This is a genomic window from Lacrimispora amygdalina, from assembly GCF_003432035.1.
Lineage (GTDB): Bacteria > Bacillota > Clostridia > Lachnospirales > Lachnospiraceae > Lacrimispora > Lacrimispora amygdalina.
Window position 1 is genome coordinate 33,148 of record NZ_QOHO01000043.1, and the last position, 26,661, is coordinate 59,808.

The following is a 26,661-nucleotide window of genomic DNA, read 5'->3' on the forward strand; positions in this document are numbered from 1 at the left end:
TTTTTTCGACAGACTTTTCCGTTAGTATATCTATTTCAGAATCAGTAATATTCGTAAGAGTTTGAAGCATTTGATAATTGATTTTTGCATTCTTAACTCTATCTTCTTCAATATTACAAATACCGGCAGTACAATTATATTTTTTATAAAAGTTTTTGTATTCGTCCCATGACTCATAGTATTTCCTTAATACCCTCGGTTTCCCGATATTTAAGTAGGGGAGTAGACTATATCATCACCCTTAAAGGGTGCGTGGCACTTCGCAAGTGGGAATTTCGCCCACAAGCTACTCCTTTCGGATAGTCGTTACACCTTCTTCTTTTAAAGAAGCTTGGCACGGAATTGACTTGTATATTTCAAAATTCGATAATATATTTTTAATACTTGTTTCTATGTCGTCATTATATTTGATTTCAAATAATGGTATATTATGCTGATTACAGTATTGTCTTTTTAATGGATCCGTTTCATTTCGTTGTTGTTCTCCAAACCATCCATATGACTCATCGTAATGTTGCTGACCTTGAAATTCCAAAAGACACAACAGCATATCTTCACTATTCATTATTGCAAAGTCAAATTTTAACTTCCAACCTTTTTTACTTTTTAAATCATTAAACCCATATTGAGTTTTAAAATTTACACTCATTGTGTTTAACAAAATCCTGATGGTTTCTTCTCCACGAGAAATTGTACATCCACAACTTGTTACACTACCACGAACTAAATCATGACCTCTTATAGTTTTTGTAGAACCACATTCGCATTTGCAAAGCCATTGTGAATATTTTGCTCCATTTTCTCCGACAAAAGAACCATCTCTATTTAATACTGTTAATTTCCCAAATTTCTTTCCTAATAAATCCATTGAAAATCTTTCAGAAGTTATTTTACTCTTATAGCATCCGCAACTCGTAGTAGTTCCTTCTTTCAATGAATAGGAGATAATAGATACTTCATTGCCGCAATCACATTGACACTTCCAATATACTCCTTGAGATTTAGGCATTGTTTCATCACGTTCTATAACAACCAATTTTCCAAAACGTTTGCCAACTAAGTCAATTGTTAATTTTTCTGATGTAACTTCACTATGTAAACATCCACAACTCTGTGTCAACCCTCGCTTTACATTGGTTGCATTAACAGAAACTATATTTCCGCAATCGCACTCACAAATCCAATTTAATTTGTTATTTACGTCTGGATGTAAAAATGTTAATCTATGTAAATGGATACCAGTCATATCTGCCTTTTTATGTTTTAAACAACCACAACTTTTCACATGTCCACTTGTTAATCGACTACTTGTTACTTCAATAATATTTCCACAAGAACATTTACATTTCCATCTAATAAATGTTCTATTATTTTTAAAAGAGTAGTTCTCAATTTTATCTATTACTATTAATTCGTTGAACTTTTTACCAACTAAGTTTTCCATATTTCACCTCCATTCATAATAAAATTTGTTTTATCGAATTAAAATATATTTAGTTTTTCTCCGTTAGCTGCAATAGCAACACCCTAGATGTCTAGGTTCACCACGTTTTCGATACACATTACTGTGTAAAGGCACTCATGTTAATGCATTTTAAATTGACTTTTGGTAAAGATTACTTGTATATCTTCTTTGATAATGTCATGTTCTTTTCCATAAATATCTTTAATAATGGAAGAGTAGTGGTTGACCTCAACAAATTTCCTAAAATCAAATACTCCTAATAACCCCTTAATCCACGGCGCACGAAACATAAAATTCTTTTGACTTACACTGGGTAGCATCATACCAGCTCCGTCCGTGTGAGGAATTGGAACATAATCAGTTTTTCTGGTGATAGAATAATCAGATTCATCTATGAAGTCAAAAGTACCATATACATTGCTTTCAAAATCATCAATTACTATTGACTTATCTATATCAAAATTTCCCCACAAATCGGTTGCTGAATTAGTAAGAGCCATATAAGCAAGATGCTTATTAACATTGTTACCTCCTTTTGAATTGATTTTATCAATAGTCAATCCACACATTACAGTTTTTTCAATGCGATTCCAAACAGATTCTTTTATAAAAACCGCTTTTTTCTTACGAATTTGCCCAGCAGATGAAGTGAAATACTTATATTTTTCACCTTTATATGTAAATCCATAAAAAGAAATATCTTTAAATACATCGAAATAATATACCTGCACAACCATTAATGCATCTGTTAGTTCATCTTGCTTTATCCCAATCGTTCTGGTGAGAGCGGAATCAAAGACCGATATTACATTGTTATCAGTTAAACTTCCTTCTCTTATTTCTCGTATATGGTCTTTACCATCTGTTTTCTCATTTTGACTAACCTTATTAGACAAGAGAGTAAGCAACTTCTCTTTTGAATCTTTTGCCTTTTCTCTTTTATGCCTTATAAGATTATTCCATTTTATATATTCCTGAATGGTATCTATATGTTCTGGTAATATTTCAAATTCAACCTCTTCAGATTTATTTGATCGAAACAATGAAATATCATCTTTGGAGTATCCAAATTCTTTTAGATTTTTTTCTAATTCAGGAAGTTTGTTGTTTAAGTAATTACGTTCTCTGCGATATTTACAATTCATATCATGAAGATATTTTTCATGATTACTATAAAAATGTCCAGTATCAACAGAGTACATGTTAATTTGTACGTCTAAAATATCTACATCCTCCACAATCTATATTTTATTATTCTTTTTAGTCTTAACTTGTGTTACAATATTCTTAATGCTATGTGGCAATAGCAGGAAACCAATTCAACCATAAGGAGGTTCATATTTGACAGAATTAACTTTTCTCATGATTGCAATAGCAGTTGTAATTCATGAGATAAACAATTTGCTTCTTATTTGTGTTACATTCAAACCTGATACAAAGAAAGTTGTTTCTTGCGCCAACAAGAAGATCATGAAGCAAATTTTAAAATCTCTTAGCGACTAGCTAAGTCTCTATATGGTATGAATTTATGTAAAACGCGGTCTAGTATCTGAATAAGGTACTAGGCTGTTTTCCTTATATAATTCTCCAATGAGTTATGTTTGCATTGTATAGTCCCGTACTTAATCATTTGCCTTTTCTCTCTTTCTCCATAATCTCAAAACCCCTATCGAAGCATTTCAGCTCGTATTCGTACCTGTCTATGTATTTCTTGAAGAATCCGTCCGTAAGAAGATCTGTCACGTACTGAGCCATATCACGCTTGATAGTCTTCATGTCCGATTCCATCTCAACGTTAGCAGCTTCTTCAATCAAATCCCATTTCTCAACTGAATTTTCGTGCAGTCGGAGGGTAGTGTAGTATTTTTTCTTCTCGTTATCCCACCTCGCCATTGCAATAACTGTATAACCATTCTGTAAATCAATTGAAACTATTACGTTTGCCTCTGTTTCATATCTAAGCATATTTTTGTCTTCCTTTCTATTCCTTGATTAATATTTGATTTTTGTGTGCATGTTCTTTAGGTAAGTATTTCTCCACCAACAGTAGTAGAATTTTCTGTGCAATGGTGGTAATTGAAATTCTGGGCTTAAAATTCATTCTGCGTTAATTTACTCGCCTGATATTTTCTCATGCGCTCACCGGCCGCCTGTCTTTGCTCATCTGATAATTCTTTCTTCTTTGCCCGAAAACTGATTAGCGTTTTATCTTGTAGTAAATATGTTTTCCCACATTTTGTTTCCTCGATAACTGAGTACATGTCGGGACTGGTACCACACAGTTTATCTAGCTTTGTTATGTACGTACTGTCAGATGTGTAAATAGTTGCAGTTTTCTCGTCTCTCATCATATTGATACATACTTCCTGTTCATAAATTGGAACAGAAGTTGGAGATTTTAATTCTAAAAACTCTTCATCTTCGATAAATTCATTATTCATTTTCATTTACTGTCCCTTCTTTCACAATTTTTTCTACACTGTTCATCAAACTTCATATCTGATAAAATCCGTCCTGCAATATCGCCCATAGTTGAAAACCCACGATATTCAGTATTAAAGCTTTCTACATTAATAGCACCTCCATATGTTCTATGTTTTCTGTTTGAGTATGTATTTGTTCCTGTCATGTAATTTGTAATTCTCCTTTTCAATATTTAGTTTTGCTATAATTTCTTTCATCATTGACCGCCTTTCTGGTGAGCCATTGATTGTTTGGTTACGATTAATTTATTCTCTACTACTCTTGATAAAACTTCTTATTTCTTCGTTCAAATAAGTATTGGATTCCATACTTTAATTCTCTTTCCCAATCGTATTCATCGTTATCACAAATTCTAAAGGTTTTATTATTGAGTAATATCTTGTATGGAAAAATGTAAATGATATCATCGGTACGCCAATTTGATTCCTTGTCCTTATAGCTAGGCATTCTATAAGTCTTTATAAGTCCCAATTCTTCTAAAACCGTAGTTGCTCTTGATACCATTTTCCGATTCATTCCTAAAAAACCCCCCATTGCTTCAAAATTAGAATGAAATATTTCTGGCTTATCCTTTTTCGATTTTTCTGAATGACCAGTTATCTCATTAGTGCGAGTCCAAGTAAATGCTCTAATATAGGAGAGTAACAATAATAAAATACTTTTATTTAATGGTTTGTATGAAGATTGATATTTCATGATGGCAGCAATCTCAAAATCATATATGATACCAAAATTTTTATCTGGTATTAATTTCTCCATATTTAAAAAGGAAGACTGAAAATTATTTTGCAGATATTTATCTGAATCGAAGTCCAGAATATAACCATTTTCAAAATACCAGTTCATACATAATAGATATTTATCATAAATATTAGGTTTGTCTTTTGTACTCGTTCTCCAATTGGCCTTATAACCAGACCACTGAATCATGTAAATGGGGGAGTAGTGCACCATCTCGTCCCAAGTTTGGTTATGATTCAAATATGCAAGTATTGAAATCCGATGTTCAGGTAAAGTACTTGCTAAAATTACTTCTTTTGAAACCTTTATGTATCGATTTGGTATTTGAGGGGTTACTGGCATAGTTTCTGACTCTGTTGGTGATTTATTGTTTTCTGGAATATCTATTGGTTGTTCACCTGCCTTTCATTTGTATATTCTCTATACATATTTTGTTTTTCTGTTTTTCACCCGATCATACTCAACCTGTAAAATCTTCTTTCGCTCTTCATACGAATAAATCTCTTGTGAAATAATTAATTGTGCATCATACCTTTCCAATCGTTCAACATCATCAAGTTGGTCGTTGGTAAAGTGATTGCGAATCTGTTCTTTTTCTGAAATGTTGTTTATAGCCCGATATTGTTTTGCTGACATACCCATAATTACAGTATTCAACAACGAGAATTCAATGGAGTACAGATTTCCACTTGTTATCCACTCTGGAACACCATTGAGTAGTTCTTCTCTTTTAGAAATTAAAGCGCCACGTAATTCCTTACAGTTAATAAGTGTGTTTTTACGATTGTGATTCCATTTCACGCGATTCTTAAATGCTTTTTCTATAATAATGAAGTAGCGTCTAGTTAGCGCTCCAATATCAGTACGTTCAACCATGGCAAGCTGCTTGGCACAATCAAGTGTAAGAATGTAATCGGTAGTCTCTTTGGGTTTTACTCGATGTTTAACGGTTTCATAAAAGTGTGAAGCCATAAAATAATCTACATCTTCTATGAGCCGATATGTTTCAATACGGCTTTTGATCCAGTCGGCAAATTGACGGCCTGATTCTAGTTGCTTATGTAGATCTCTTGCGTTAACATTTCTACTATTGTTTATACCTTGTAAAACCGGCAATAGTGCTTGATAATCAAGGATTGTAGATATATCCTCATCTGATAACCCGTAACGTAATAGTTCTTCCTTAGTAAATAATCCGTCTTTCAACGATTCACTTTCGTATGGTATTTCTCTTCTTGGTTTTGGTTCTCTGGTTTTAATATTTCTCAAAATTTATTCTCCTTTTACTATTATCCGTTTACGACATATATGTTGTTGTGATGACATATACTTTCCGAAAATAAGCAAAAGTATATGCTGCTGTGGGTGTCGAAATCAGCCACCCTTTTATAAAGAAAGACTGTAATAATATAAAGAAAGACCTCTATTATTCGTTTCCTTTTATAATTTTTGAGTTGTCTTTATATTTTTTTCTTCTTCCTGTAACATGTATTACTTCTCCGTTTCTGTAATTCTGTTTTAGTGGCATATGCGAATAATCCATCTTTAGAATATGTAACTCTGTCAATGTGGTAGTCTGTCCAATAGTCATGATATGTGTCGCCTGGCTTTGGAGTCGTGTTCTTTGGTAAGCTAATATCTGATGATAAATAATGATATTGCTTTTGTGGCAGTTCTCTTACATAAAACTTCATAATAATATTTTCCTTTCTTTACTTTGTACATATTTCTTCTATAGGAGTATCAAATATGGTTATGTGCTTCTTGGATGTTATTGGATCATCTTCAGATGCAATACCGTATTTAATAAGATTGCTATTGACTATTTGCTCAATCATATCTCTATATTTTGGACTGTATTCATATGGTTCTAATGGATAACACGATGTAAGATTATTTTCGTAAAGGTAATCTGCCTGTATCTGTTGAGTATCCATATCATATAAATTCTCTAATTCGTTTAGGATATTTCTATATAAGGAACCTCTGTTGATATGAAAATGTTCTTCTAGTAACGTATATTTTGGAGACATTTTTCTAAACCATGGATTATATGGCTTTCTGTATGTCGGTTCTGGTAATGATGTCTGTTGATGTTGATACTCCTCTAATTTGGAGATACGAGATTCTTGATTCTCTAATAAGGCAACTATTTTATTTAAAGAATCTGTAATTGGCTTCATATCTATATTTGATATATTTTGTTTATCAATAAAGACAGATGCCAATACATCGGCACATTTATCTTGATAAAGTTCTAATCTATGTGTTATGTTGGGATAATCTCTTATCATGCGTTTTGTAATATTGATCTTTGCTAACGCAATAGGTAATTTTCTCGAATTAATACATTCTGAATTTTGATTACCCTTATTTGTAGGTATGTTGAACTTTAACACCCCTTTTGAAATTGAAATATCATTGATCCATTTACTACGTTGATATCTTACTTGCTCATCTTTGAATCCTAATCCTCTGAGCACCGAATTAATTGCTGTATAAACCTCACCAGTTGAATTATCTTTTAGTGCCACAAGTGAATCTCCATAAAAATCAAAATCTGTTACTTGTAAAGCTGTTTTTGTATTGCTCATAAATAAATCTCTCCTTTACATATTGAAATGTTGTAATTTAGTCTCCGATATTTATTTCTCCATTTGAGATGTGATTTTTTGAAAAGGGGCGAAAATATATTGCCAGTAATAATGATGGGAGTAGTGGTGTGATATGTAATTCTCTGTTTAGATGTAAAGTACACCCTCCCTTATGGTCATGAGATATATGTGATTGCAATAAGATGGAATTTTCATTTATATAGGGAGATTTAGGATTAAATAATATGAAATATAAGATATGATGGATATTGAATGTGGTAATTATATGCAAATATTACATTTTATTTTTGGTAGATTTACACAATGATGATGAGATGAACATATGATTATGACGTTCAAATTTGACCATATACAGGCTTGTAATGCTTTGGATGATATAATTGTTGTGTAGGAGATAAAGTGTATTAGAATTGATTCTGGTGCGTTGTAGAGGGTATGGATATATTGATGAGTTTTGTTACTTTGAATTTGTGGTGACTAAAACTCTTTTTAAATAAATAAAAATAGATAAGCAATATTTACCTATCTATTTTTCGGTTTTAATCTAGTATTATTTTTTAATCAAAGTATTCAAGGACTTCTGCAAAAATAGCAGCTAAGTCCTTTTTTAATTGAATTTTGTCTGCTTGGAATGCATCAATTGATATTGATACGTTTATTCCATGTGATAAGACTTCACCTTTTCTATTGGTGAGTGTTGGTTTCTCAAATGAGAACTGTTGTGGTACGATTGATAAATTGGATTTTGACATTTGTGTTTCCCCTTTCGTTGGAATTATGAAATCGTGATTATTGGCTACAAGTATTAATTCTCTTTTGGAGTTTGTAAAAATCAAAAAAATAGGCATGATGATTTATGCCTATATATTAAGGAGTGTTCTGTTGTGGGGTAATTGAAGATCATAATAAAAAGTAAATAATCTGACAGTTTGAGACTATTTAGATGTAAATTGTTTGAAGGTAAATTATAGCTACTTCGACAGAGAGGGATTTTTGTGCTGCCAAAATATAAGATAAGTGTTGATTTATAAGGGGTATGTGAGATTTGAGTGGATGGGAAATATGGGATCAGATGTGTTGATTTTGGTAAAATTGAGGATTGTTCGAGAAAGTGCTTGATTTATAAGGGTTTTGTGGTGATTTAGGGTGTTATTTATGGTGATTTTTTGATGGAATGAATTATCTGACAATTTAAAATGCTTATTTTATAAGGGTTTTGTGAATGTGTGTCGAACATACTACCGAAGTGAAAATGCGAATTGTGTATGAAAAATATACAATTGTGATGAAAATTTTAAGTTGGTCTGTGAGTGGAATAGATAGCGGCTATTATGAATTTGAAAATCATTTTCAAAATGTAAACTAGGCCCCCGGTCTATGAAAAGTACCATAATACTACACTATTATGGTATGTTTAGTTGGTAGTTACATAGATTGTCAACTAAATTATGGGTAGTCATAAACCAGGACGAATCCTTTCATGTGGTCATTTTGTTGTAATTACAACGTAATATTTGAATGTATATAGGCGTGCCTGTTGAATTGCGTATACAATTTAGTTCGGTCATAAGTGAATGATCATTCAGTTAAAACAATACTATACGCCATATAGTATCATATGGAAAATAATATATTGCCCTTACGATAATCATATAACAATACATGACTATTTCATCATGTACACATGAATAAATGGTAATATATAATAACTCAAATTCGCCATGTTTCTATCAATCATAACTAAACGATCATTCACTTATAATCTTAATCACCTCAGCTACCAGGACATTCCCATTCCCACGCTCAATCAATCCTCATTCACCTTTTCAGCCGGTACAATGTCAATCATTCTTTTTCTCTTATGTCAATTATTAAATCGCAGCCAATAGCATCACAGTATAATTTTATGGTTTCTAATGTGGGATTGGTGCTTTTATAATTCAAGAAATTTGATACCGTTCCTTTATTAAACCCAGTGTAGTCTATGATATCCTTTTGCTGCTTTTTTACATCAATCATTTTATGCTTAATCATATCTATTATTTTGTCTGAATTTCCATCATAAATCATATGCTTTATTCCTCCATAAAAGTATTGCTATATTATAATTTCTCTATATCATATCAAAAAAAGTTGTAAAAAACAATAACTTTTTTGCGTAAAAGTATTGACAAAACACAACTATTACGGTATAATAAGTACATAAGATAAAGGTAAGCAATACGAAACACACAAACAAGTCAATCATGAAAGCGAGGTAAACACCATGACAAATACTGTAAAACTTCAAGGGATATGCAATCATAAAATGGGAATTAAGGTATCCGATTTAAGGCCAGGAAATATACTACTCTGGAATTATGGATACAAAAGCGAGGTAATAAATTTAATTCCAAGTAAGACCGGTAAGACCATTACATTACAGCTAAAATCTTTACAAGACGGAATTTTAAGAGATAGGAAGATGTCTTCTGAGACCTTAGTAGTAAAAGCCTAAACGAAAAGCGTTACAGTCAGGTGCAATCCCTGACTAGGCTATCAACTGATTAAGATATCAGTTTCCATAATGAACGGACATAGGCTCAAGAGTAGCAATGCCTCATAGTTGTGCTACCATATGTGTACAGTGGAATCACATAGAAAAAGATATTCACTTGATTTTAAAGGATGCAGTTTTTAAGAAAACGCATGGGTGAGCGTCAGCCTACGTAGAACGCTGGACAAGAAAATGCAGGTAGGGAGCGAACATAATGAATAAAACCAGGGAACACATTCTTCTATAGGGTGCCTGATATTAAAAAGCCTGGATACTTCCTAAGTTGCCATAAAGGGTAACGAAAACAAATAAGCCGGAATGAGAGAGCCGGAGCGGTGGGAGCACAAATAACCCGATGAAAGTGCAACTCTCAAAAAATTACAAGTGATGATACTTGCCCCACATAGAACGGAAAAGAGCCTGACAGCTACCAACTGTCAAGCCCTAACCAACTACATATTGGGAGGTGATGGAATGCCAAAAGGCTACTTAGTTCCTTCCGGTTACATGGGTTTTGTAAATAATAGCTACCAACTATTTGCAACAGAAGCCGAGTATCTGGAATACATAAGTTAATCACCAAAGGCGGGAAGCTACCAACTTCCTGCCGACCCAAAGGGAAATACAGAAATGTATCTCATCTTCACAAATTGAGATTATCACATTTCTTGCAATCTGTCAATTCTGGCAGAGAGTTTCCCTACAAACAGAGAATTAACTTCTATACCGATTGACAACGCACCAAGCAGTCAACCGCTCATCTATAACAATTCTTAGATAGAATCCCGGAAATTTTGCGCACCTTGAAAAGTGAATAGAAATGTATTAGAGTTATTTCTTTACAAATACTTTGTGAGCTAATGCGATGAGTAAAATTACTATAGCCAACGGTGGGTAAATAAACAGGCAAATTATAAAAATTACAAACCAAAACATTTTTCATTCCTCCATTATCCCTTTTGTATTATATATAAATATGATACAATAATATCAAAGTAAAGGAGGTTTTGCAATGATAACATACTATAAATTATTTGATGTGCTGAAACGTCGACAAATGACCGTTGAGCAACTTAGAATTGACATACAGGCATCAAGCTCTACCATGACAAAGTTGCGTAAGAATCAAAATGTGGCAATCGATGTTATTGATCGTATTTGTGATAGATTGGATTGTCAGCCAGGAGATTTAATGGAATTTGAAAAATCTTTAAAAAGTTAAAGAAAACAGTTGACAAGTCAAAGAATATATGATATACTTGTATTATCAAAAGGAAATAGAAAAGCCGGTTTCCCACCGACCAAAGTAGTTACCGACTTTTCACAAAACACTTGATAAACAAGCGTATAATCATTCTAATACATTTTTATTCGCTTTTCAAGTGCAATCGCACACTAATTTCCATTTTGAAAAAGAGAATTACCAAGTATCAAACCCGATCAGTAATGAAAGAAGCTACTGACCGCTAACAACATTAATTAGTCAAGTGTAGGCATATTGTGACTTTCCGATTCTATACGGGAAGAAGTGAAGCGAAATAAACCGTTCCATCCGTTACATCAAATTAGATGTGACAAGAGATGCATAAGGGTTGAATCACACTAGCATATATTGTAGTCACTGGTTACGGCGGTTTTGAAAAAGTAGACACTTAGTAGAATATATAGAGGCAGCCAGCGAATGATAAATTTGCATTGCTTGCGAAATAAAAAGCAGAAATGAACTAGAGCCGTAAGGCTTGCTTTAATATAGGAAGAAACACATTTCACCAGAAATGTTTTATCAGTTATACCATGCAGACGAAAACAAAGAAACAAACGTGAGACGTTATAGAAGAATCCCAACCACCGCCAAACGGGACATACGGCAAACTTCTATAATTAGTCATATCCCTTGAAAAATTCTATTTTCGTCTGTATGAATATCTGATAAAGATAAGATTTTATAAAGGAGGATAATTACTAATGCACGAAAACGATCTACTGGAAAACAAAGCATTTAGGGAAAAGTTGGTTGCCAAAGTGGAAGTTTTGGAAAAGGTGAAGAAATTACTTCTCATTCCAGGGACAGAAAAGGCAACAGTTGGTCAGGTCGCTGGTTACTTTGAAGTAGGAGAAGAAGCTATAAAAGCAGTTGTGCAGCGTAACCGCATTGAACTTGAAGAAGATGGACTTTATTCGAAGTCCGGGAGGGAAACAAAAGAATTTTTAGAAAGTTGCAACTTGCAACCTTCTAACTTTCGAGGTGGTTTTGAAACAGATGGAATGCGTTTTAGCAATAGGGGAAATCTTCTTTTTCCTCGACGGGCAATCCTACGTATAGGTATGCTACTTAGAGATTCAGAGATTGCAAAGGAAGTCAGGACTCAGCTTCTTAATATAGAAGAAAAGACAACTATCGAAATCAAAACAGCCGATATTACAGAGGAAGAAACACTTGCTTTATCTGTAGGCATGGCTTACGCAAGTGGTGATCCAGATGCCATCTTAATGGCAACAACAAAGATGATGGACTATAAAAACCGCCACATTAAGAAACTGGAACAATCAAACAAAGCACTTGCTAATGGCATTCTTGAATGGGAAGATAGAAGCAGAATCAACTTTGCAGTAAGAAAATTATCTATTTATGCTCATGTTGGATATGGAAAAGTTTGGAATGAATTATACTCGCAGCTTAAAAACAAGTATCATATGAATTTACAGGGCAGAGGGAAACAGCCTTGGATTCAGCACGTAAAAGAAGATGAGTGGAAATGTGTGATTAAAGCATTTTCGGCTTTGTGTGAGTATTACGAAACAGATGTAAACGAAATGTTTAACGATCTGAAAATTGAAGTTTAAAAGTAGGGCTTGTAACTGTCAAAGGTTATAAGCTCATTTTAGTTAAAAAAATAAGTAATCAGAAGGGGATATAACGATGAAGGTTAACATATACACAATTGGTAAGAAACAGTTAATCGGAACTTACAATGTAAGAAACGCTTATGATTCAAGTTTCTATTTTCGTGAAATGCCTACATTGTCAGCGAAAAGGTGCAGAGAAATTTTAAACATTGTATCTCCTGATTATAAAATCGAATCAGAAACTTTGATATTCGAAAATGTTGAAACAGAACATACGGGAGTGCAAAAGGTACACAGAAACGGTACTATATTAAATTTTTAGGAGGAATAAAGACATGAACAAATACAATACATCAAACTGTCTGCCGAGCTTTGCAAAAATGAAAAAGTCATTTCCAGCACTGACAGAGAATAAGAAAGAGTTCACCAATAACAAAAAGTATCTATATGATTTTTCATTGCTTGATGGTAAAATTCCGGCTGACATTGCGGAATCAATTTTCAATCAGGCTATGAAACAAACCGGCATTATTGATTGCTTTTCGGTATGTGATGCCATATCGGGTATAGAGGGTAAGAAATACTATGTATATTTAGATTTTATCCCATATAAGGTTATAAACATGAATACAGGTAAAACAAGTTATTGCATTATGGAAGTATCTGGCTTGCGGATATCTGTCCATAACCTGAATGTATACGGCTATGCTGAGAATATCCAAGCGGATTATATAGAGGCTGGTCATTGGAGAACAAATACACTGACATATATCAATGATATAGAAGTAGCTTAGAATATCCATTTTAAGGGAGGCTAAAAATATTATGAATGAAACATTAGAAAGTATTAAGTATGTAGAAGCAAATAAATTACATGAGGAAGCAAACAAACTTGCCATTAAGGTGGGGAATATTTATATGGCTAGTTTAATGCTTTACAAAAATATCCCACTAACAGAAAAAAATATAGCCATATGCAAAAAAATTGTGTTAGAACGCAAAGAAAATGAAAATAAATGGTTTACATGGTTTATCAATGGTGGATGGAAAGAAGATCTTAAATGAAACGATTATTTGAAGGGAGAAAAATATTTGAAAATTGGAGAGATAGGAAAGAATTCAAAGGGAACAGAAATGAAAATAGTATCTGCAAGAAATTCTTGTGATATAGATGTTCAATTTCTTGATGACTATGGTTACATTTATAAACATAATATTTATACAAATTTCAAAAAGGGAAATATAAAGAATCCATATGACAAAACAATTTCTAATGTTGGTTATTTTGGTGTTGGAGAATATGAAAGTTTAGGAAGAAAACACGCGAAAGAATATGACGCATGGAGGCTAATGATACGGCGTTGTTATAATGAAGGTTCAGATAAAAGATATCCAGCGTATTATGACAAGTGTACAGTATGTGAAGAATGGCATAATTATCAAGTGTTTGCAAGATGGTATGAAGAAAACGTTTATATTGTAAACGAAAGATTACATATAGATAAAGATATACTAAATCCTAACTCTCACGAATATTCACCTGAAAACTGTTTGCTTGTGCCACAAAGAATTAACATGTTATTTCTAAATAAACCAAACAAAAGAGGGTTGCCCAACGGAATAAGAGCTGATAAACATGGATTTTCAGCAAGATATAATCACATTGAATTGGGTAATTTTAGTACATTAGAGGAAGCATATTCCAAATATGCAAAAGAAAAAGAAAAGAAGATTAAGGAGATTTCAGAAGAGTATAAAAGCATAATACCAACAAAGCTATATGAAGCATTGATGAATTATAAGGTGCTCTTAGAGAATGATAAAAATTATATAAAATCAAATATTTATAAAACTTAATCGGCAGAGTGGAGCAGTCTAAACGGCTGCTTTAATGCACTTGACACACGTCAGACGGTCACAAGTCCGTAAGCATTGAGAAAGGGAGAGTTAAACATGAGAAAAACAAGAGTAGTTAAAAATCTTGACAATGGATACGAATATATTTTTGCAAATAAAACACCAATGGAGGCATTACAAGCTATGATTTATACGCTTAATCTAAAGGCAAAAGAGAATTGTACAATAAATAAAACAGTAAGCGGGGAATGCCTTTATTTTGAATACAAAGGGGAAATGTATTCTACGGTAAACAATTAAATTCTTATTTGATGGAGGAAAAGAAAATGATTAATATTGATATGTGGTATGGAGGCAATAAGAAAGAAGCTGACAAAATAGACATTACATTTTACCCAAACGAGGGCAAGTACAGAGGGAATATATACAAGAATGGTAAAGCTATCGGTGATTATTCTTGTAAGGATTCTGTATTGTTAGAAAAAGCATTTCCTCAATTAACATTTAATTGGAATTAAACAGAATATTTATTTCCAGTCAGAAGCCATTAGAGAATATAGTTCTAGTGGCTTTTATAGTGGGAATAACACAAAAAAAATAAATCAAAACGGAGGTAATATGACAATGTCAAATTATTATGATTACAGGGAAGTAAAGGTTATGATAGCTCATAGATTAATGGCTTTAGACGGTTGGAAAGTGTACGATTATTCACCGGATCAATCGGACAGTATGACAGATTATTATTGTCCTGCTACGTGGGGAGGAATTGCAGAGAAAAACGGTTATGTTCTTTGCGTTGATGTTTACGGAGCCAGAGAACCACGGGAAATTAGAAAGTATAACTATACCGGTTTTTCCTATGATACAAGTATTGCGGACAAAATAAAGAAGTTGGAAGCTATGACCGTTGAGCGTGGAGCATCAGAACAGGAAGCAGCAAGCGCAAAAGTTATGATTGAACGGTTACAGAAGAAAGCGGAAGAAAACGCAGAGAATCAAAGTAAATATATTGTAACTGGTATGATTCCAGGACATCAGGCACACCCAAATAAATGCAATTGGCATATTGAAAAAGACGGTATTATCATTGCAAAGGGTAACGGCATTTTAAAATACTCTGAAATCTATTACAAAGAAGATTACAAAAAGCAAACAGAAAAAGAAATTAGAGAGGAAATAACAAGAAGAAATAGTGGTGCTGGCTGGTTTAATGATGAAGAATTAGAAAAATCAGTTAAGTATCAGTTAGAAGAACAAGAAAAGGTTTTGAAACTGAAAAATGATTTTGATAAGTTCATCAATAAAATTGATACCACGTGTGGAGGACTTCTTGGAGAGGGTGACGGCTTTATTTATGAGAAAGTAACCGTTACTGAATATAAGAAAGAAAACAAGGTATTCGAAACTGAAAACGGAAGTATTAAAGAGGGGCAATGTTTTATATTAAAAACTGGTTTTAATTATGGAAGAAGTAAAGGTCTTGTTTATCGTATTCATAGAACCGAATACAACGGAAAAGAACATTTTCACGCTTATAAACTTAATGGAAAACTTACAAAAGAATGCACAGGCAGAGCAAACCAGGCTAATTATTGGAGTTATATTACAGATGATACATTTTTGAAGTGGATTGTAAAAGGTTCTATTTCCTGGTGTGATATTAAGGAAGTAAAAACAGCTTATGAAGTGGAAAAGGTTGTTAAAAAGACCATTAATAGCAAGGTAGCTAAGACAGAAAAGAAACAATCAGATACAAAAGAGACAGAATCACAAGAAAATATTGATATTAATAACTTAACTTTTGAAGTATCAGAAGATATAGACACAAGAGATAATTCTAAAATATATATTGTTAAAATCAATGAATCATTAAGCCGTGAGGAATATATAAAAGTTAATAGTTATATTAAATCAATCGGCGGTTATTATAGTAAATTCAAACATGGATTTATTTTTAAAGAAGATCCAAAAGAGTTATTAAACGTAGCATTAAGTACAGTTACAAAAGAAACAGAAGCAAACACTAAAACAGAAGCAACAGAAGAAGTAAAACCTACAATAGAATATGAAATTACAGAGGATAAAAGCCCGTTTAAGCAATCGGAAATTATCTATCTTGTAAAAGTAAAAAATGAATTATCAAAAAATGATTTTGCAGAGGTCAAGCAGAAGTTAGCAAAATTAAATGGATTTTATAGCAGCTTAAAGGATAGTTTTATATTCAAATATGATCCATCGGAAAAATTGATAACAAATTAATTATAGGCGGTTGAAAAATACCGCCTTTTATAACGGAAGGAGTAAAACAACATGACTATAAATAATATAAAATATGGCATTAGTTTATTGCCTGAAAATTGTTTACCGTATAGAGAAGGTTATAGATATGGAGCATATAAACAAGATTTAAAAACTAGTGAATCACATATAACAGAATTTTTTAAGACTAAAGAAGATATACAAATATTTGTAAATAATAATAAGGAATACGGAAAGGAATGATAAAATGTTTACAGATAATAAAGATTTTTATCCCACGCCAAAGCATCTTATTGACAAGATGCTTTTTGACTTAGATTTTAACTATATTAATAGCGTACTAGAACCATCAGCGGGTAAAGGGGATATAGTAAAAGCATTAGAAGATATTAAGAAGCCTATACACCAGTACGGAAGAAATAAATACAATTTTGATATTGATTGTATAGAAGTAGACCAAAATCTACAACACATTTTAAAGGGTAAAAATTACAGAGTTGTACATGATGATTTTCTAACGTATGACACCATGAAAGAATATGACTTAATTGTAATGAATCCGCCCTTCAGCAGCGGAGTAAAACACCTTTTAAAAGCTTTAGAAATGCAAGAGCGTAACGGAGGCGGTATAATTTGCCTTCTTAATGCCGAAACGCTTAAAAATCAATTTAGCAACGATAGAATAATACTATCAAGAAAGCTAGAAGAATATAACGCAACTATTGAATATTTGCAAGACACATTTTTAGATGCAGAACGAAAAACAGATGTTGAAATAGCACTTATTAAAGTACAACTTCCAACAGTACAGAGGCATTCTTTTATATTTGACGGACTTAGAAAAGCAGCAGAACAGAAAGAAGAATATATAAATACAGAAGATACACAAATAGCGGAAAATAATCTATATAAGTCTATTGTAAGGCAATATGAATTAGAAGTTCAGGCCGGTATTAATCTAATCAAAGAATATAACGCAATGTATCCGTTAATCATGCGTGAATTTGGGAAAGATGCAGGAACAGGAGAAACAATACAGAAGGGCGGTTGTATTTTAAGTCTGGATTTATCAAGAAATAAAGACAAATACAGAAATGAATTATCTGTAAATAATTTTATTCAAGAAGTCCGGGGAAAATACTGGACAGCACTTTTCAATAATCCTAAATTCATTGGTAAATTAACTGGGAATCTGAAAACAGATTTTTATAATCGAATTGAGGATTTAAAAAACTATGAATTTTCTCTATACAATATTTACGAACTAAAAATTGAAATGAGTAAGAAAGTAGTGAAAGGCATAGAGGAAACTATAATCGGTTTATTTGATGAATTTAGTCATAAACATTATTGGGATAAAGATAATTCTAGTAATATCCATTATTACAACGGTTGGAAAACTAATAAATCATGGTACATCAATGACAAAATAATTATTCCTTTATCTGGTTTTGATTCATTTTGGAATAAATATCGACCAACAGATTATAAAGTAAAAGAGAAATTACAGGACATTGAAAAATGTTTTAATTATCTTGATGGTGGATTAACTGAAGCGGTCGATCTTGAAGAATCTCTGAAATTTTCGGAAGAATATGGAGAGACAAAAAACATTGTCTTAAAGTATTTCAACATTACTTTTTATAAGAAAGGAACTTGTCATATTACATTTACTAATCCTGAATTATTGAAGAAATTCAATATTTTTGGATCACAGAAAAAAGGCTGGCTGCCTCCTTCATATGGAAAAAAGCAATACAAAGATATGACACCAGAAGAAAAGTCTGTTGTAAACGAATTTGAGGGAGAAAAAGAGTACAACAAGGTTATGAGCGACACTAAGTATTATTTATTTGATGGAAATAGTATGAATTTGTTAGAAGATAAAACAGCATAAAAGCCAATGAAAAGTAAGTTTCAATTGAAGAATGGGGGTGGAAACATGGCGGCCTGTAAAACATGGACTTATCCAAACACAGAGACAACAACACAGTTTGAGAAGTTGTTTTCTAAAATTGATAATATCATATTGAACAAGTGGTATCAAATTAATAATAACCATACATTCATTTACGAAAACAATAGATTCTATTATCATATGGCCATTTCAAAAAGAAATAGTCTGGGATTCTATATTGATGATTATGTTTTGAGTCGTAAGGGAGAATTAGTATACATTACGACATATGGATATTTTAAGACAAAGGAAAAACTTGCAGAATTCTTAAACAGTAAAACAATGTAACGGAGGTATAATACAAATGGAAATTAAAAACTTATCACAATTGAAGAAATCTATCGCAGCGGGTAACATATTTATCATAAAGAATCACAGAGTACCGGAATTTATAGGACAGAAACGCAAAGGCAATGTAATTCAAACCAACGCAATATATACTATTGTACCGAATGAACCAGAAAACAGAGTAACTCTTGCCAATGGTGGAAAAGGTTCCTGGCTTGAATATGGTAAAGCTTCAGCTTGGGAATTTAATAATGGAATATGTACGCTTTATAACGGAGAACATAAACCGGAAAATCTGGTAATGTCCTTCGTTTTTGAATGATTGGAGGAAAATATCATGGAAAAAGTATGTGTTAGTTTTAAAGAATTATATTTAGAAAATGGATCTGATTTACGCTATGGAGGTTACATTGACTTTTATAGTGATGAAGATAGCGAATATTATGATTTAAGAACTCATGATCCAGATGATACAAGAAGTGAATTAATTGCTTGTGACGGTGAAAATTATTGTATTTTAGCAAAAGATGAAGAACGTGTAATTTTAAGAAGTTTAGAAAATGGACGTACTATATTTTTGTCATTAGATGAATTTAATATTGCGGTATTTAGATGAATGACGAATTTCCTTTGAATAATTAACGGAGGTAGAATGAAAAACAGAGTAGGAGAAGAAAAACTAAATCACAAGGGCGATTTAATGAAAATTGTCCAAGATAATAAAAGTACTATAGTTGTTGAATTTCAAGATTGGTTTAAATACAAAAAGGAAACCGTTTATACTAACTTTAAAACTGGAAGCATACAAAATCCTTATCATAAGTCCATATACGGGGTGGGATATATTGGAGAGGGTTCATATACCGCAAGTAGATTAACCAATCCAGAGTATGACACATGGCGCACAATGATTATGAGATGTTATGACACAGGAGCGAAGAAAAGATACCCTGCTTACTACATGAATTGTACGGTATGTAGAGAATGGCATAATTATCAGAGTTTTGCAAAGTGGTATAGTAAAAACTATTATACTTTGAATGATGGAAAGAGAATGCATTTAGATAAGGATATATTGGTTCCTGGTAATAAGATATACAGTCCAGAACGATGTATTTTTGTTCCACAAAGGATAAACATGCTTCTTCTGAATAAACCAAACAAAAGAGGGTTGCCAAACGGAATAACCAGAACAAAATATGGGTATTCAGCCAAGTATGATCATGTAGAGTTGGGGATATTTAGCACCATAGAGGAAGCATTTTCTCATTATGCAACAGAAAAAGAGGGTGATATTAAGAGGGTGGCAAATGAATATAAAGACAGAATCCCTATGAAGCTATATGAAGCGTTAGTGAATTATATTTTGTTACTAGAAAACGACAAGAATTACGTAAAAGCCAGTTGAAAGGAAAATTTTATCGTGTCATATGACACAGAAAGAAGGTTAATATATGACAACTTATAAATTTAATGATTGTAATGGAAAAGAATATTTACACAAATTTAAATCTGTAGACGAAGCAAGAAGGTTTGCATATGTACACGGCTTATGCTTTTTAGGAAGGGTGTAGGTGGTAATATGAAATTAAGTAGCAACAATGGAACAAGTTTTACAATTAGCCAATTGAAACAATGTAATGAACTTTTAAATGATTGTTTTGAAAGAATTAACGAAATAAACAATGGAACTTTTAAAAAATCAGAAGATGCAATTCAATTTGATTATTGTACTTGTCCAGAATTATCTAACGAAGTTGATAAAATAAACATGATAATGAAAAAGATTACTAAAGTAGTTTATCAAGAGTAACACGATGAAAAATAGATTTCAAAGGAGGTCATTAATATGACATTAACAAGAGAAGAACTAAAAAACGTTCATAATAATGTTATGACGATTATGGAAAATAGAATTATGATGCTTACTGGATGTGATCGGCTCGCGGCAAATCTAACAGCTAACGAAGTTTTAAATATTGATAGAGATGCAGAATATTTATTAAGCAATCCAGAATGTAAATAGAAAACAGGATTCATAGGTAGCGAAAGGAGAAAGTAAGGTATGAATATTTTTGTAATTGATAAGGCATCTAAAAAGAATGTGGGAGTAATTGATTTTATCCCTCAGAAGGGTGACAGAATTGTTTTGAAGCCTAGCTTATGGAAAAATTGCGAGTGCATCGTTGAATGTATTCTTTATTATCCAGAAGATCATGGAGTTTTAATATGGGTTAGCATGGTAGAGCCATACTACTACAATATGATAAAAGATATTAATTGGTAATAAAAAGCACATTTTAAGGAGGGATAATCTATGGAATCTGTAAGAAGTTCAGGGGATCGCTATAATGAGTCATATAGTTATCAGCATATAGAACGGAGAAAACGAAAAAGAAATCAAATTATATTTCAAAAAATCATGGGAAGCATTTTAATCGTGCTTTCTATTTTTATACCCTTTTTGCTATCAGATCAGGACGCAAACGGAGGAATTGCACTTATAGCCCTGGTTGTAAGTGCTGTTTTATTATCACAAATTGGAGGTTGTAATGAGTAGGAAATTTTACTATAAGATCGCCCAAAATGGCTTTGTAGAGGTTTATATTAACAACGTCTATATTGTAACATGTAAGTCATTTAAAGAGGTGTATGAGCTACATATGGCTCTTGTGTAATGGCATACATAGCCTTGTCGGTTATCTGGAATCAGATTATAAAAGCCGTAGCCAGCAAATGGCAGCAAGGCATTTACCGGCAGCCTGTAATGGTTGTCGCTTACCGCATATAATTAGCGGTTGATTGTATAAAGGGAGGTGTTTACATGGGATATAGAGAATTAGAACAATGTAGGGATTTTGAAAAGCTAAAGACAGTTTTTGATGATGATATGCTTAATTATTTTGGAAAGCAACTAGAGGAGTATATGAACGGATCAGAGGAACGGCCTACTATCGTGTGTTGGTGGGAAGGTATGATGAGTACGGAGGAACTTATAAATCAGAATAGTTTGTAGGTATATGATTAAAAATAAGAGTTGCGTAACGTGTAATATCGCCTATACAAAAGGAATTCCTTTTAGAAAAAGGTGTATTTGCAAAACAGAAGAACTTGAAAAATGGAGAAAAGTAAAAAGGTTGTACGTTAGACCTTTCTTTCGTTGGTATGATTTATGGATAGGATTATATATTGACAAGACAAATAAAACCATATATATCTGTCCATTACCAATGATAGGGTTAAAAATTAAATTAAATAATATAAAATGCTGATTTGAAAGGAGAAGGCGGAATGGGCGATTATAAGATGGATTATGTAAAAACCTTAAAAGATGAGGACATGATATGGATTCAAAAAGATGGTGATGACACTGAGATCAAGCAGCTTATAGGTATTGATTCAGATTTGAGATACGGAATAGGGGATAGCTTTGTACATGTGAATATTGCAACAAAGTCAAACGATGTACTGAAATGTGAATGGAATGGAAGAACATTTTATTATGTAGTAATCAATCCGGTAGATGAAGTAATGGCTTTTTGTTATACGTTGTATCCAGAAGCCTAATTAGAAGCACGAACTGAAAGGAGAAGGTGATATGAACAACAATAAACTATTTTTAGAGAAAATGCCTGATACAGAGTTAAGGAAATTAATTTCGGAAATCAACGATTTTGAAAGAGTGGGTGCTACAAATAGTAAGATGATCTTGAGATATGCCGACACATAGTATTCAAATACGGTGGGAATTGAGAGATTAATGCGTCTTACTATAGATGTATACAGAGAGGCCGCAGATAGGTGGTTGAGACAAATAAGTGTCCAATAGAAGAGATATTTGATTGGAATATAGAGTAAAAAGTGTTACAATAAAAATAAAAAACGAAAAGGAGATTTACATTATGGGATTAATAACAGATTTATTATTTGCAACGGGAGTTTTTGAACCATCAAACAAACCAAAGGATTTAGATGCTCTGACAAGAGATAATTTATCCGGAAAATATACCAAATGGGAGATGAGGAGAAGATTAGAGCAAGGTTACTATGATAAAAAGGATTGATTATATGAGCTGAAGGCCACTGGATAAATTAAAATCTGGTGGCTTTTATAATGGAGAAATAGTATAATGAAGGAGAAAAAAATACGTGAAAAAGAAATATAATGATAGATATGAGGTGCTTTCAGAATTTGATTGTTGTGGTGAGCATATGATGACAGTTAGATTTAGAGGGAATGTACATGTGATGACATTGGAAGAGCTAAAGTGTTGGTACGGAAGAATGCACCCTGAGAGATGGGATAGAAAAGCATCATAGAATTGGAGAAAATATGGATAATTATATGAATGAACCGGTGGATTATACATTTACTGATGAGGATATTATAAAGGAATATCAGCAATTTAATGACATAAAGAGAGTTGCTGCCGTGTTTTGTATTGATAATAAAACGGTGAAACAGATTTTAAAGAGAAATGGAGTGTTGTAAATGAAAGTATTAGGAACAAACACAAGCTTACCTTATGGAATGCTCCAAAAGATTAAGCAATTATCCGATAAAGAAATATATCACAATCAGTTTAGAGTAATATGCAGATGTAAGGGTATTGCTGATGGGAACAAGAAATGTGAATTAACTGGACTTGGTTCTAAAGTATTCTCTGCTGGTTGGACTTCGATAACTGGGAATAGAACTGAGTTGGAATTGTGTGAGACTGAAGATATCTGGATTTGCAAAGATGGAACACTTGGAAATGAATATGTCTCTGTTAAGGATTTACAATAGAAGGATTGTTTCAAAGGAGATTGGAGGGAAATGAACACTTTTAATATCAGATTTCAAGATAAATTGGTTATGACTTTAAACGAAGATAATAACCCAATACAAATTGATTGTTGTCTGCCGGTATTAGGAGAAGGGAATAATCGTATTGTTTATGACATGGGAGACTATATTTTAAAGGTTGCTAAATCCGCCATAGCCAGTATGTACAATCAGAATGAGATTAGGTTATGGAATTATCTAAGAGAAAGTTCGTCAAAAATAAAATTTAATAGAATAATCGATGCTGATGAAAACGGGTACTGGTATGTTGCAGAGAAAGCAAATACTGGTGGAGATGCAATGAAGAATGCACTGAAATATATAGAATGGCTTGACTACTCAGATAATGCTGGATACGATAGAAACGGGAAATTAACTATCGTGGACGCAGAAAATGTGTATGTTAAAGACATTGAGTATCTTTTGCAAAAGCGTATTATATAAAGATGAATTGATTATTTTAAATAGAAAAATGGAGGGTGATTATGACAAGTCGAGAAAGATTTAATATAGCTAAGGATATTTTAGATAAAAATGATTTATCTCTATGCACTTTAAACTTTAATCAGTTTGATAAATTATCTGATTTGGAGTTAATTGTTGGCGCAGAAGACGTGGTTAAGAGAATCAAGAGATATGAGGCATATGTTGACAAGGAAAAAATGAAATATCCGGAAAGTATTATGAGAGATGTACGAAGAAATCTGGGTTTAAATGAAATGGATACCAGCATGGACTTAGAAATATTCCAAATGGATAGGGAAGATATTTTGAATTCTGTATGTAACTGGAATAATCTAATTGGGTATGGCGGTACAATCAGAGGTTGGATTGAAGATATTTATCAGATAAAATTAAAAGATGAAATTTGAGATTTAAGGGGAAATTCATATGTGTTATAAAGAGGAAGTTCAAAAAAGGAATGCCGAGAAGTTGCAACGTAAATTCGAGGAAGAAAATGTGCCGGAGTTTATTTGCGATTTCTTTCCTCGTATCGCTAGTAGATCGGCAAGACTTAATTATTGGTCAACTATAAAAAATATGCTGATATGGTTGATGGAAAACGATTATATCAAAAGAGATAAAATAAGTGAAATTATAACAGAAGATATTAAAAACATCAGGACAGCTAAAATGATTTCTTACTTTGAGCATCTGAAATATGAAAAGAAGATTTCTCTTAGTACGTTAAATACTCAAAAAAATCAGTTGGGGAGTTTTTGGGAGTATTTAAAAGAGGAACATTATCTCGATGATAATATTGTGCATATGGTCAAATCAGAGGAGTTCAAACAGGCCAAAACAAATAGAAGAAAAATGGAAAAAATGCCCTTATACGAAGATATTCAGGAGATGATAGAGAAGATACTTAGTAAACCAGATGAATTTGTTCGCATAAGGAACATTATTGTATTTAGAGTATTAAGAGGTACTGGACTAAGGGAGTCCGAACTTGCTGGACTAGATATTGATAACGTATTCCTAGAAGAGGAACACCCTTATATTCTTGTAATTAGTAAAGGAACCTATGACTATACAGATAAAGGAAAAGATATTGTGTATCTTACTAAAGACGCTACAGCCGCATTGTCGGAATGGTTTGAGTACAGAAACAAAATTGACAATATCATAGACACAAAAGCTGTTTTTCTGAATAAAAACGGAAAGCGTATGAATGAAGATAATATCCAAAGTATGTTTAAAAATTATTCAAATGGCAAATTAACGCCACATATGATGCGTCATGAATATACCACTGTTCTTCAAAGAGAAACAAATGATCCTACTTTTGTTCAGGAGCAGGGCAGATGGAAATCTGACAAGGTTATGAAATCGGTTTATGACAGTGGCGCGAGTCGTTCATTGGATAAATTAGCGAATATGTAAAGGAGGAATAAATTATGTCAGATTACAAAATAACTTATTGTGGAAACAAACATATCGAACGAATGCACCACATCGGCATAGAATACAATGGAAATTACTATAGTGTGATTTTTGGAAAGTACGTCAACGGTGGATTCTTTTCTATTCCTGGGTGGAATGTGGGCGGTGAATTAGGAACCTTTGATGATGTGTTTTGGAATACCGAGAGTATTGGAAGGGCGCTGAAAAGTAAGAAAGCAGCTAAACAGATTGCTTTAGCGATTGCGGAATATTCAAAGGAGAGAATACAATGAACGAAGAATCAATTGATATAGGTGACAGATTAAGCGCTCGTCTTTTTGAGCAAGTGATTGAGATAAGAAAAGAGAAGGGTATGACTCAAAGGGAACTTGCTCAATTAAGCGGAGTCAATTTATCTGTAATCACAAAAATGGAAAACGGTACATCGTATCCCAGATTATTCACATTTCTAAAAATTTTAGAAGGGTTAGATGCTACTCTTCAGATGGGGACATTGGAAGACAAAATGATGGAATAAGAGAGAAATAGTAGGGCTCTTATTAAAAATCAATTTGACAATATATGATATATCCTATATAATGGTTGTAGAACAACAAAGGAGAAATGGTAAAATGCCAGTTATTTCAAGATTCTATGGGATTGTGATAAAGATGTATCTGAGACAAAAAGAGCATAACCCTCCTCATATTCATGCAATTTATGGGGAATATATTGGTATGTTTTCCTTAGAAGATGGAGAAATGTTTGAGGGTGATATTCCTCAAAAAGGACAAGTGCATATAAAAGAGTTTATAGATTTTTATAGAGATAGATTATATATAATGTGGGAAACACAGAAATTTGAAGTGTTACCACCGGTTAAATAATATGGAG

General features: G+C 32.6%; 45 protein-coding genes. 34 read left to right on the plus strand and 11 right to left on the minus strand.

Annotated features, from left to right (window positions below; all coding sequences use genetic code 11):
• Positions 1-286: 286 nt before the first annotated feature.
• From DS742_RS14105 to DS742_RS14150, 11 genes are all read right to left on the minus strand, one after another.
• Positions 287-1,444: a hypothetical protein gene (locus tag DS742_RS14105; protein ID WP_117417614.1), complete on the minus strand. Its 1,158-nt coding sequence runs from the start codon at positions 1,442-1,444 to the stop codon at positions 287-289.
• Between the two features lie 140 nt (positions 1,445-1,584).
• Complete coding sequence (locus DS742_RS14110) at positions 1,585-2,703, minus strand: hypothetical protein (protein ID WP_242996482.1); 1,119 nt, start codon at positions 2,701-2,703, stop codon at positions 1,585-1,587.
• Positions 2,704-3,091: 388 nt separating this feature from the next.
• On the minus strand, positions 3,092-3,430 hold the full coding sequence (locus DS742_RS14115) for a hypothetical protein (protein WP_117417615.1): 339 nt from the start codon (positions 3,428-3,430) through the stop codon (positions 3,092-3,094).
• A gap of 125 nt (positions 3,431-3,555) precedes the next feature.
• A complete protein-coding gene (locus DS742_RS14120) occupies positions 3,556-3,912 on the minus strand; it encodes a hypothetical protein (RefSeq protein WP_117417616.1) in 357 nt (118 codons plus the stop codon).
• Positions 3,909-4,094, minus strand: coding sequence for a hypothetical protein (locus DS742_RS14125; RefSeq protein ID WP_024348468.1), 186 nt, complete (start codon positions 4,092-4,094; stop codon positions 3,909-3,911). Before DS742_RS14125 ends, DS742_RS14120 begins: the two co-directional genes overlap by 4 nt.
• 110 nt (positions 4,095-4,204) lie before the next feature.
• The gene (locus DS742_RS14130) at positions 4,205-5,032 is read right to left on the minus strand and encodes a hypothetical protein (protein ID WP_117417617.1); all 828 of its coding nucleotides are present in this window, start codon (positions 5,030-5,032) and stop codon (positions 4,205-4,207) included.
• A gap of 78 nt (positions 5,033-5,110) precedes the next feature.
• Positions 5,111-5,959: an antA/AntB antirepressor family protein gene (locus DS742_RS14135; protein ID WP_117417618.1), complete on the minus strand. Its 849-nt coding sequence runs from the start codon at positions 5,957-5,959 to the stop codon at positions 5,111-5,113.
• Positions 5,960-6,116: 157 nt separating this feature from the next.
• Entirely contained in the window at positions 6,117-6,281 is a 165-nt protein-coding gene (locus DS742_RS28850) for a hypothetical protein (RefSeq protein WP_170313463.1), read from the minus strand.
• A gap of 121 nt (positions 6,282-6,402) precedes the next feature.
• On the minus strand, positions 6,403-7,284 hold the full coding sequence (locus DS742_RS14140; protein WP_117417619.1) for a phage antirepressor N-terminal domain-containing protein: 882 nt from the start codon (positions 7,282-7,284) through the stop codon (positions 6,403-6,405).
• A 578-nt stretch (positions 7,285-7,862) separates the two neighbouring features.
• Positions 7,863-8,057 (minus strand): hypothetical protein, encoded by a 195-nt coding sequence (locus DS742_RS14145; RefSeq protein WP_117417620.1) that lies wholly within the window; start codon positions 8,055-8,057, stop codon positions 7,863-7,865.
• Between the two features lie 1,093 nt (positions 8,058-9,150).
• Positions 9,151-9,375: a helix-turn-helix domain-containing protein gene (locus tag DS742_RS14150; protein ID WP_117417621.1), complete on the minus strand. Its 225-nt coding sequence runs from the start codon at positions 9,373-9,375 to the stop codon at positions 9,151-9,153.
• Positions 9,376-9,571: 196 nt separating this feature from the next.
• Between DS742_RS14150 and DS742_RS14155 the strand changes: the two genes are divergently transcribed.
• The 34 genes from DS742_RS14155 (at position 9,572) to DS742_RS14290 (ending at position 26,654) form a co-directional block, all read left to right on the plus strand.
• Complete coding sequence (locus DS742_RS14155; RefSeq protein ID WP_117417622.1) at positions 9,572-9,802, plus strand: hypothetical protein; 231 nt, start codon at positions 9,572-9,574, stop codon at positions 9,800-9,802.
• Between the two features lie 1,051 nt (positions 9,803-10,853).
• A complete protein-coding gene (locus DS742_RS14160; protein ID WP_117417623.1) occupies positions 10,854-11,063 on the plus strand; it encodes a helix-turn-helix domain-containing protein in 210 nt (69 codons plus the stop codon).
• Between the two features lie 743 nt (positions 11,064-11,806).
• Positions 11,807-12,685, plus strand: coding sequence for a hypothetical protein (locus tag DS742_RS14165; protein WP_117417624.1), 879 nt, complete (start codon positions 11,807-11,809; stop codon positions 12,683-12,685).
• A gap of 76 nt (positions 12,686-12,761) precedes the next feature.
• The gene (locus tag DS742_RS14170) at positions 12,762-13,010 is read left to right on the plus strand and encodes a hypothetical protein (RefSeq protein ID WP_117417625.1); all 249 of its coding nucleotides are present in this window, start codon (positions 12,762-12,764) and stop codon (positions 13,008-13,010) included.
• Between the two features lie 13 nt (positions 13,011-13,023).
• Positions 13,024-13,482: a hypothetical protein gene (locus tag DS742_RS14175; protein WP_117417626.1), complete on the plus strand. Its 459-nt coding sequence runs from the start codon at positions 13,024-13,026 to the stop codon at positions 13,480-13,482.
• A gap of 31 nt (positions 13,483-13,513) precedes the next feature.
• Positions 13,514-13,753 carry a hypothetical protein gene (locus DS742_RS14180; RefSeq protein WP_117417627.1) on the plus strand — a complete coding sequence of 80 codons (240 nt, stop codon included), beginning with the start codon at positions 13,514-13,516 and terminating at the stop codon, positions 13,751-13,753.
• 27 nt (positions 13,754-13,780) lie between these two features.
• Positions 13,781-14,545, plus strand: coding sequence for an AP2 domain-containing protein (locus DS742_RS14185; RefSeq protein WP_117417628.1), 765 nt, complete (start codon positions 13,781-13,783; stop codon positions 14,543-14,545).
• Between the two features lie 96 nt (positions 14,546-14,641).
• Positions 14,642-14,845 (plus strand): hypothetical protein, encoded by a 204-nt coding sequence (locus DS742_RS14190; protein WP_117417629.1) that lies wholly within the window; start codon positions 14,642-14,644, stop codon positions 14,843-14,845.
• Positions 14,846-14,871: 26 nt separating this feature from the next.
• Positions 14,872-15,063, plus strand: coding sequence for a hypothetical protein (locus DS742_RS14195; protein WP_117417630.1), 192 nt, complete (start codon positions 14,872-14,874; stop codon positions 15,061-15,063).
• Between the two features lie 106 nt (positions 15,064-15,169).
• Positions 15,170-16,807, plus strand: a complete 1,638-nt coding sequence (locus tag DS742_RS14200) for a hypothetical protein (RefSeq protein WP_117417631.1) — start codon at positions 15,170-15,172, stop codon at positions 16,805-16,807.
• 51 nt (positions 16,808-16,858) lie between these two features.
• Positions 16,859-17,050 carry a hypothetical protein gene (locus tag DS742_RS14205; protein WP_117417632.1) on the plus strand — a complete coding sequence of 64 codons (192 nt, stop codon included), beginning with the start codon at positions 16,859-16,861 and terminating at the stop codon, positions 17,048-17,050.
• Between the two features lie 4 nt (positions 17,051-17,054).
• Complete coding sequence (locus DS742_RS14210; RefSeq protein WP_117417633.1) at positions 17,055-18,704, plus strand: DUF4942 domain-containing protein; 1,650 nt, start codon at positions 17,055-17,057, stop codon at positions 18,702-18,704.
• Between the two features lie 45 nt (positions 18,705-18,749).
• Positions 18,750-19,052: a hypothetical protein gene (locus DS742_RS14215; protein ID WP_117417634.1), complete on the plus strand. Its 303-nt coding sequence runs from the start codon at positions 18,750-18,752 to the stop codon at positions 19,050-19,052.
• A 16-nt stretch (positions 19,053-19,068) separates the two neighbouring features.
• On the plus strand, positions 19,069-19,374 hold the full coding sequence (locus tag DS742_RS14220; protein ID WP_117417635.1) for a peptidylprolyl isomerase: 306 nt from the start codon (positions 19,069-19,071) through the stop codon (positions 19,372-19,374).
• 15 nt (positions 19,375-19,389) lie between these two features.
• Positions 19,390-19,668 (plus strand): hypothetical protein, encoded by a 279-nt coding sequence (locus DS742_RS14225; protein ID WP_117417636.1) that lies wholly within the window; start codon positions 19,390-19,392, stop codon positions 19,666-19,668.
• Between the two features lie 36 nt (positions 19,669-19,704).
• Positions 19,705-20,460 (plus strand): hypothetical protein, encoded by a 756-nt coding sequence (locus DS742_RS14230; RefSeq protein ID WP_117417637.1) that lies wholly within the window; start codon positions 19,705-19,707, stop codon positions 20,458-20,460.
• Between the two features lie 174 nt (positions 20,461-20,634).
• Entirely contained in the window at positions 20,635-20,865 is a 231-nt protein-coding gene (locus DS742_RS14235; protein ID WP_117417638.1) for a hypothetical protein, read from the plus strand.
• Positions 20,866-20,901: 36 nt separating this feature from the next.
• A complete protein-coding gene (locus tag DS742_RS28855; RefSeq protein ID WP_170313464.1) occupies positions 20,902-21,078 on the plus strand; it encodes a hypothetical protein in 177 nt (58 codons plus the stop codon).
• 39 nt (positions 21,079-21,117) lie between these two features.
• Complete coding sequence (locus tag DS742_RS14240; RefSeq protein WP_117417639.1) at positions 21,118-21,339, plus strand: hypothetical protein; 222 nt, start codon at positions 21,118-21,120, stop codon at positions 21,337-21,339.
• A 30-nt stretch (positions 21,340-21,369) separates the two neighbouring features.
• Positions 21,370-21,612: a hypothetical protein gene (locus DS742_RS14245; RefSeq protein ID WP_117417640.1), complete on the plus strand. Its 243-nt coding sequence runs from the start codon at positions 21,370-21,372 to the stop codon at positions 21,610-21,612.
• The gene (locus DS742_RS29780) at positions 21,605-21,730 is read left to right on the plus strand and encodes a hypothetical protein (protein ID WP_278336020.1); all 126 of its coding nucleotides are present in this window, start codon (positions 21,605-21,607) and stop codon (positions 21,728-21,730) included. Before DS742_RS14245 ends, DS742_RS29780 begins: the two co-directional genes overlap by 8 nt.
• A 146-nt stretch (positions 21,731-21,876) precedes the next feature.
• Positions 21,877-22,068, plus strand: coding sequence for a hypothetical protein (locus tag DS742_RS14250; protein ID WP_117417641.1), 192 nt, complete (start codon positions 21,877-21,879; stop codon positions 22,066-22,068).
• Between the two features lie 275 nt (positions 22,069-22,343).
• On the plus strand, positions 22,344-22,619 hold the full coding sequence (locus DS742_RS14255) for a hypothetical protein (RefSeq protein WP_117417642.1): 276 nt from the start codon (positions 22,344-22,346) through the stop codon (positions 22,617-22,619).
• Positions 22,620-22,650: 31 nt separating this feature from the next.
• Positions 22,651-22,782: a hypothetical protein gene (locus DS742_RS29785; protein ID WP_278336021.1), complete on the plus strand. Its 132-nt coding sequence runs from the start codon at positions 22,651-22,653 to the stop codon at positions 22,780-22,782.
• 112 nt (positions 22,783-22,894) lie between these two features.
• A complete protein-coding gene (locus DS742_RS28605) occupies positions 22,895-23,116 on the plus strand; it encodes a hypothetical protein (RefSeq protein WP_147325794.1) in 222 nt (73 codons plus the stop codon).
• Between the two features lie 85 nt (positions 23,117-23,201).
• Positions 23,202-23,372 carry a hypothetical protein gene (locus DS742_RS28860; RefSeq protein ID WP_170313465.1) on the plus strand — a complete coding sequence of 57 codons (171 nt, stop codon included), beginning with the start codon at positions 23,202-23,204 and terminating at the stop codon, positions 23,370-23,372.
• Positions 23,373-23,385: 13 nt separating this feature from the next.
• Entirely contained in the window at positions 23,386-23,544 is a 159-nt protein-coding gene (locus DS742_RS28865; protein WP_170313459.1) for a hypothetical protein, read from the plus strand.
• On the plus strand, positions 23,545-23,841 hold the full coding sequence (locus DS742_RS14260; protein WP_117417643.1) for a hypothetical protein: 297 nt from the start codon (positions 23,545-23,547) through the stop codon (positions 23,839-23,841). It abuts the gene before it with no gap.
• Between the two features lie 30 nt (positions 23,842-23,871).
• Complete coding sequence (locus DS742_RS14265) at positions 23,872-24,324, plus strand: hypothetical protein (RefSeq protein ID WP_117417644.1); 453 nt, start codon at positions 23,872-23,874, stop codon at positions 24,322-24,324.
• Positions 24,325-24,365: 41 nt separating this feature from the next.
• Complete coding sequence (locus DS742_RS14270) at positions 24,366-24,752, plus strand: hypothetical protein (protein WP_117417645.1); 387 nt, start codon at positions 24,366-24,368, stop codon at positions 24,750-24,752.
• 19 nt (positions 24,753-24,771) lie between these two features.
• Entirely contained in the window at positions 24,772-25,767 is a 996-nt protein-coding gene (locus tag DS742_RS14275) for a tyrosine-type recombinase/integrase (RefSeq protein ID WP_117417646.1), read from the plus strand.
• A 14-nt stretch (positions 25,768-25,781) separates the two neighbouring features.
• On the plus strand, positions 25,782-26,060 hold the full coding sequence (locus tag DS742_RS14280; RefSeq protein WP_117417647.1) for a DUF6618 family protein: 279 nt from the start codon (positions 25,782-25,784) through the stop codon (positions 26,058-26,060).
• The gene (locus DS742_RS14285; RefSeq protein ID WP_117417648.1) at positions 26,057-26,305 is read left to right on the plus strand and encodes a helix-turn-helix domain-containing protein; all 249 of its coding nucleotides are present in this window, start codon (positions 26,057-26,059) and stop codon (positions 26,303-26,305) included. Before DS742_RS14280 ends, DS742_RS14285 begins: the two co-directional genes overlap by 4 nt.
• A 94-nt stretch (positions 26,306-26,399) precedes the next feature.
• Positions 26,400-26,654, plus strand: coding sequence for a DUF4160 domain-containing protein (locus tag DS742_RS14290; RefSeq protein ID WP_117417649.1), 255 nt, complete (start codon positions 26,400-26,402; stop codon positions 26,652-26,654).
• Positions 26,655-26,661: the final 7 nt, after the last annotated feature.

What these genes read in the sequence shown, in the direction of transcription:
- DS742_RS14130 (WP_117417617.1), bottom strand. Translation starts at nt 5,032, where the DNA reads ATGCCAGTAACCCCTCAAATACCAAATCGATACATAAAGGTTTCAAAA.
- DS742_RS14105 (WP_117417614.1), bottom strand. Translation starts at nt 1,444, where the DNA reads ATGGAAAACTTAGTTGGTAAAAAGTTCAACGAATTAATAGTAATAGAT.
- DS742_RS14160 (WP_117417623.1), top strand. Translation starts at nt 10,854, where the DNA reads ATGATAACATACTATAAATTATTTGATGTGCTGAAACGTCGACAAATG.
- DS742_RS14265 (WP_117417644.1), top strand. Translation starts at nt 23,872, where the DNA reads ATGAACACTTTTAATATCAGATTTCAAGATAAATTGGTTATGACTTTA.
- DS742_RS14120 (WP_117417616.1), bottom strand. Translation starts at nt 3,912, where the DNA reads ATGAAAATGAATAATGAATTTATCGAAGATGAAGAGTTTTTAGAATTA.
- DS742_RS14250 (WP_117417641.1), top strand. Translation starts at nt 21,877, where the DNA reads ATGGGATATAGAGAATTAGAACAATGTAGGGATTTTGAAAAGCTAAAG.
- DS742_RS14175 (WP_117417626.1), top strand. Translation starts at nt 13,024, where the DNA reads ATGAACAAATACAATACATCAAACTGTCTGCCGAGCTTTGCAAAAATG.
- DS742_RS14195 (WP_117417630.1), top strand. Translation starts at nt 14,872, where the DNA reads ATGATTAATATTGATATGTGGTATGGAGGCAATAAGAAAGAAGCTGAC.
- DS742_RS29785 (WP_278336021.1), top strand. Translation starts at nt 22,651, where the DNA reads ATGAACAACAATAAACTATTTTTAGAGAAAATGCCTGATACAGAGTTA.
- DS742_RS14225 (WP_117417636.1), top strand. Translation starts at nt 19,390, where the DNA reads ATGGAAAAAGTATGTGTTAGTTTTAAAGAATTATATTTAGAAAATGGA.
- DS742_RS14145 (WP_117417620.1), bottom strand. Translation starts at nt 8,057, where the DNA reads ATGTCAAAATCCAATTTATCAATCGTACCACAACAGTTCTCATTTGAG.
- DS742_RS14165 (WP_117417624.1), top strand. Translation starts at nt 11,807, where the DNA reads ATGCACGAAAACGATCTACTGGAAAACAAAGCATTTAGGGAAAAGTTG.
- DS742_RS28865 (WP_170313459.1), top strand. Translation starts at nt 23,386, where the DNA reads ATGGATAATTATATGAATGAACCGGTGGATTATACATTTACTGATGAG.
- DS742_RS14220 (WP_117417635.1), top strand. Translation starts at nt 19,069, where the DNA reads ATGGAAATTAAAAACTTATCACAATTGAAGAAATCTATCGCAGCGGGT.
- DS742_RS14240 (WP_117417639.1), top strand. Translation starts at nt 21,118, where the DNA reads ATGAATATTTTTGTAATTGATAAGGCATCTAAAAAGAATGTGGGAGTA.
- DS742_RS14290 (WP_117417649.1), top strand. Translation starts at nt 26,400, where the DNA reads ATGCCAGTTATTTCAAGATTCTATGGGATTGTGATAAAGATGTATCTG.
- DS742_RS14210 (WP_117417633.1), top strand. Translation starts at nt 17,055, where the DNA reads ATGTTTACAGATAATAAAGATTTTTATCCCACGCCAAAGCATCTTATT.
- DS742_RS14200 (WP_117417631.1), top strand. Translation starts at nt 15,170, where the DNA reads ATGTCAAATTATTATGATTACAGGGAAGTAAAGGTTATGATAGCTCAT.
- DS742_RS14255 (WP_117417642.1), top strand. Translation starts at nt 22,344, where the DNA reads ATGGGCGATTATAAGATGGATTATGTAAAAACCTTAAAAGATGAGGAC.
- DS742_RS14205 (WP_117417632.1), top strand. Translation starts at nt 16,859, where the DNA reads ATGACTATAAATAATATAAAATATGGCATTAGTTTATTGCCTGAAAAT.
- DS742_RS14245 (WP_117417640.1), top strand. Translation starts at nt 21,370, where the DNA reads ATGGAATCTGTAAGAAGTTCAGGGGATCGCTATAATGAGTCATATAGT.
- DS742_RS14180 (WP_117417627.1), top strand. Translation starts at nt 13,514, where the DNA reads ATGAATGAAACATTAGAAAGTATTAAGTATGTAGAAGCAAATAAATTA.
- DS742_RS14155 (WP_117417622.1), top strand. Translation starts at nt 9,572, where the DNA reads ATGACAAATACTGTAAAACTTCAAGGGATATGCAATCATAAAATGGGA.
- DS742_RS14275 (WP_117417646.1), top strand. Translation starts at nt 24,772, where the DNA reads ATGTGTTATAAAGAGGAAGTTCAAAAAAGGAATGCCGAGAAGTTGCAA.
- DS742_RS14170 (WP_117417625.1), top strand. Translation starts at nt 12,762, where the DNA reads ATGAAGGTTAACATATACACAATTGGTAAGAAACAGTTAATCGGAACT.
- DS742_RS14235 (WP_117417638.1), top strand. Translation starts at nt 20,635, where the DNA reads ATGAAATTAAGTAGCAACAATGGAACAAGTTTTACAATTAGCCAATTG.
- DS742_RS14190 (WP_117417629.1), top strand. Translation starts at nt 14,642, where the DNA reads ATGAGAAAAACAAGAGTAGTTAAAAATCTTGACAATGGATACGAATAT.
- DS742_RS29780 (WP_278336020.1), top strand. Translation starts at nt 21,605, where the DNA reads ATGAGTAGGAAATTTTACTATAAGATCGCCCAAAATGGCTTTGTAGAG.
- DS742_RS14285 (WP_117417648.1), top strand. Translation starts at nt 26,057, where the DNA reads ATGAACGAAGAATCAATTGATATAGGTGACAGATTAAGCGCTCGTCTT.
- DS742_RS14115 (WP_117417615.1), bottom strand. Translation starts at nt 3,430, where the DNA reads ATGCTTAGATATGAAACAGAGGCAAACGTAATAGTTTCAATTGATTTA.
- DS742_RS14125 (WP_024348468.1), bottom strand. Translation starts at nt 4,094, where the DNA reads ATGACAGGAACAAATACATACTCAAACAGAAAACATAGAACATATGGA.
- DS742_RS28850 (WP_170313463.1), bottom strand. Translation starts at nt 6,281, where the DNA reads ATGACTATTGGACAGACTACCACATTGACAGAGTTACATATTCTAAAG.
- DS742_RS14260 (WP_117417643.1), top strand. Translation starts at nt 23,545, where the DNA reads ATGAAAGTATTAGGAACAAACACAAGCTTACCTTATGGAATGCTCCAA.
- DS742_RS14230 (WP_117417637.1), top strand. Translation starts at nt 19,705, where the DNA reads ATGAAAAACAGAGTAGGAGAAGAAAAACTAAATCACAAGGGCGATTTA.
- DS742_RS14280 (WP_117417647.1), top strand. Translation starts at nt 25,782, where the DNA reads ATGTCAGATTACAAAATAACTTATTGTGGAAACAAACATATCGAACGA.
- DS742_RS28855 (WP_170313464.1), top strand. Translation starts at nt 20,902, where the DNA reads ATGACATTAACAAGAGAAGAACTAAAAAACGTTCATAATAATGTTATG.
- DS742_RS14270 (WP_117417645.1), top strand. Translation starts at nt 24,366, where the DNA reads ATGACAAGTCGAGAAAGATTTAATATAGCTAAGGATATTTTAGATAAA.
- DS742_RS14150 (WP_117417621.1), bottom strand. Translation starts at nt 9,375, where the DNA reads ATGATTTATGATGGAAATTCAGACAAAATAATAGATATGATTAAGCAT.
- DS742_RS14215 (WP_117417634.1), top strand. Translation starts at nt 18,750, where the DNA reads ATGGCGGCCTGTAAAACATGGACTTATCCAAACACAGAGACAACAACA.
- DS742_RS14140 (WP_117417619.1), bottom strand. Translation starts at nt 7,284, where the DNA reads ATGAGCAATACAAAAACAGCTTTACAAGTAACAGATTTTGATTTTTAT.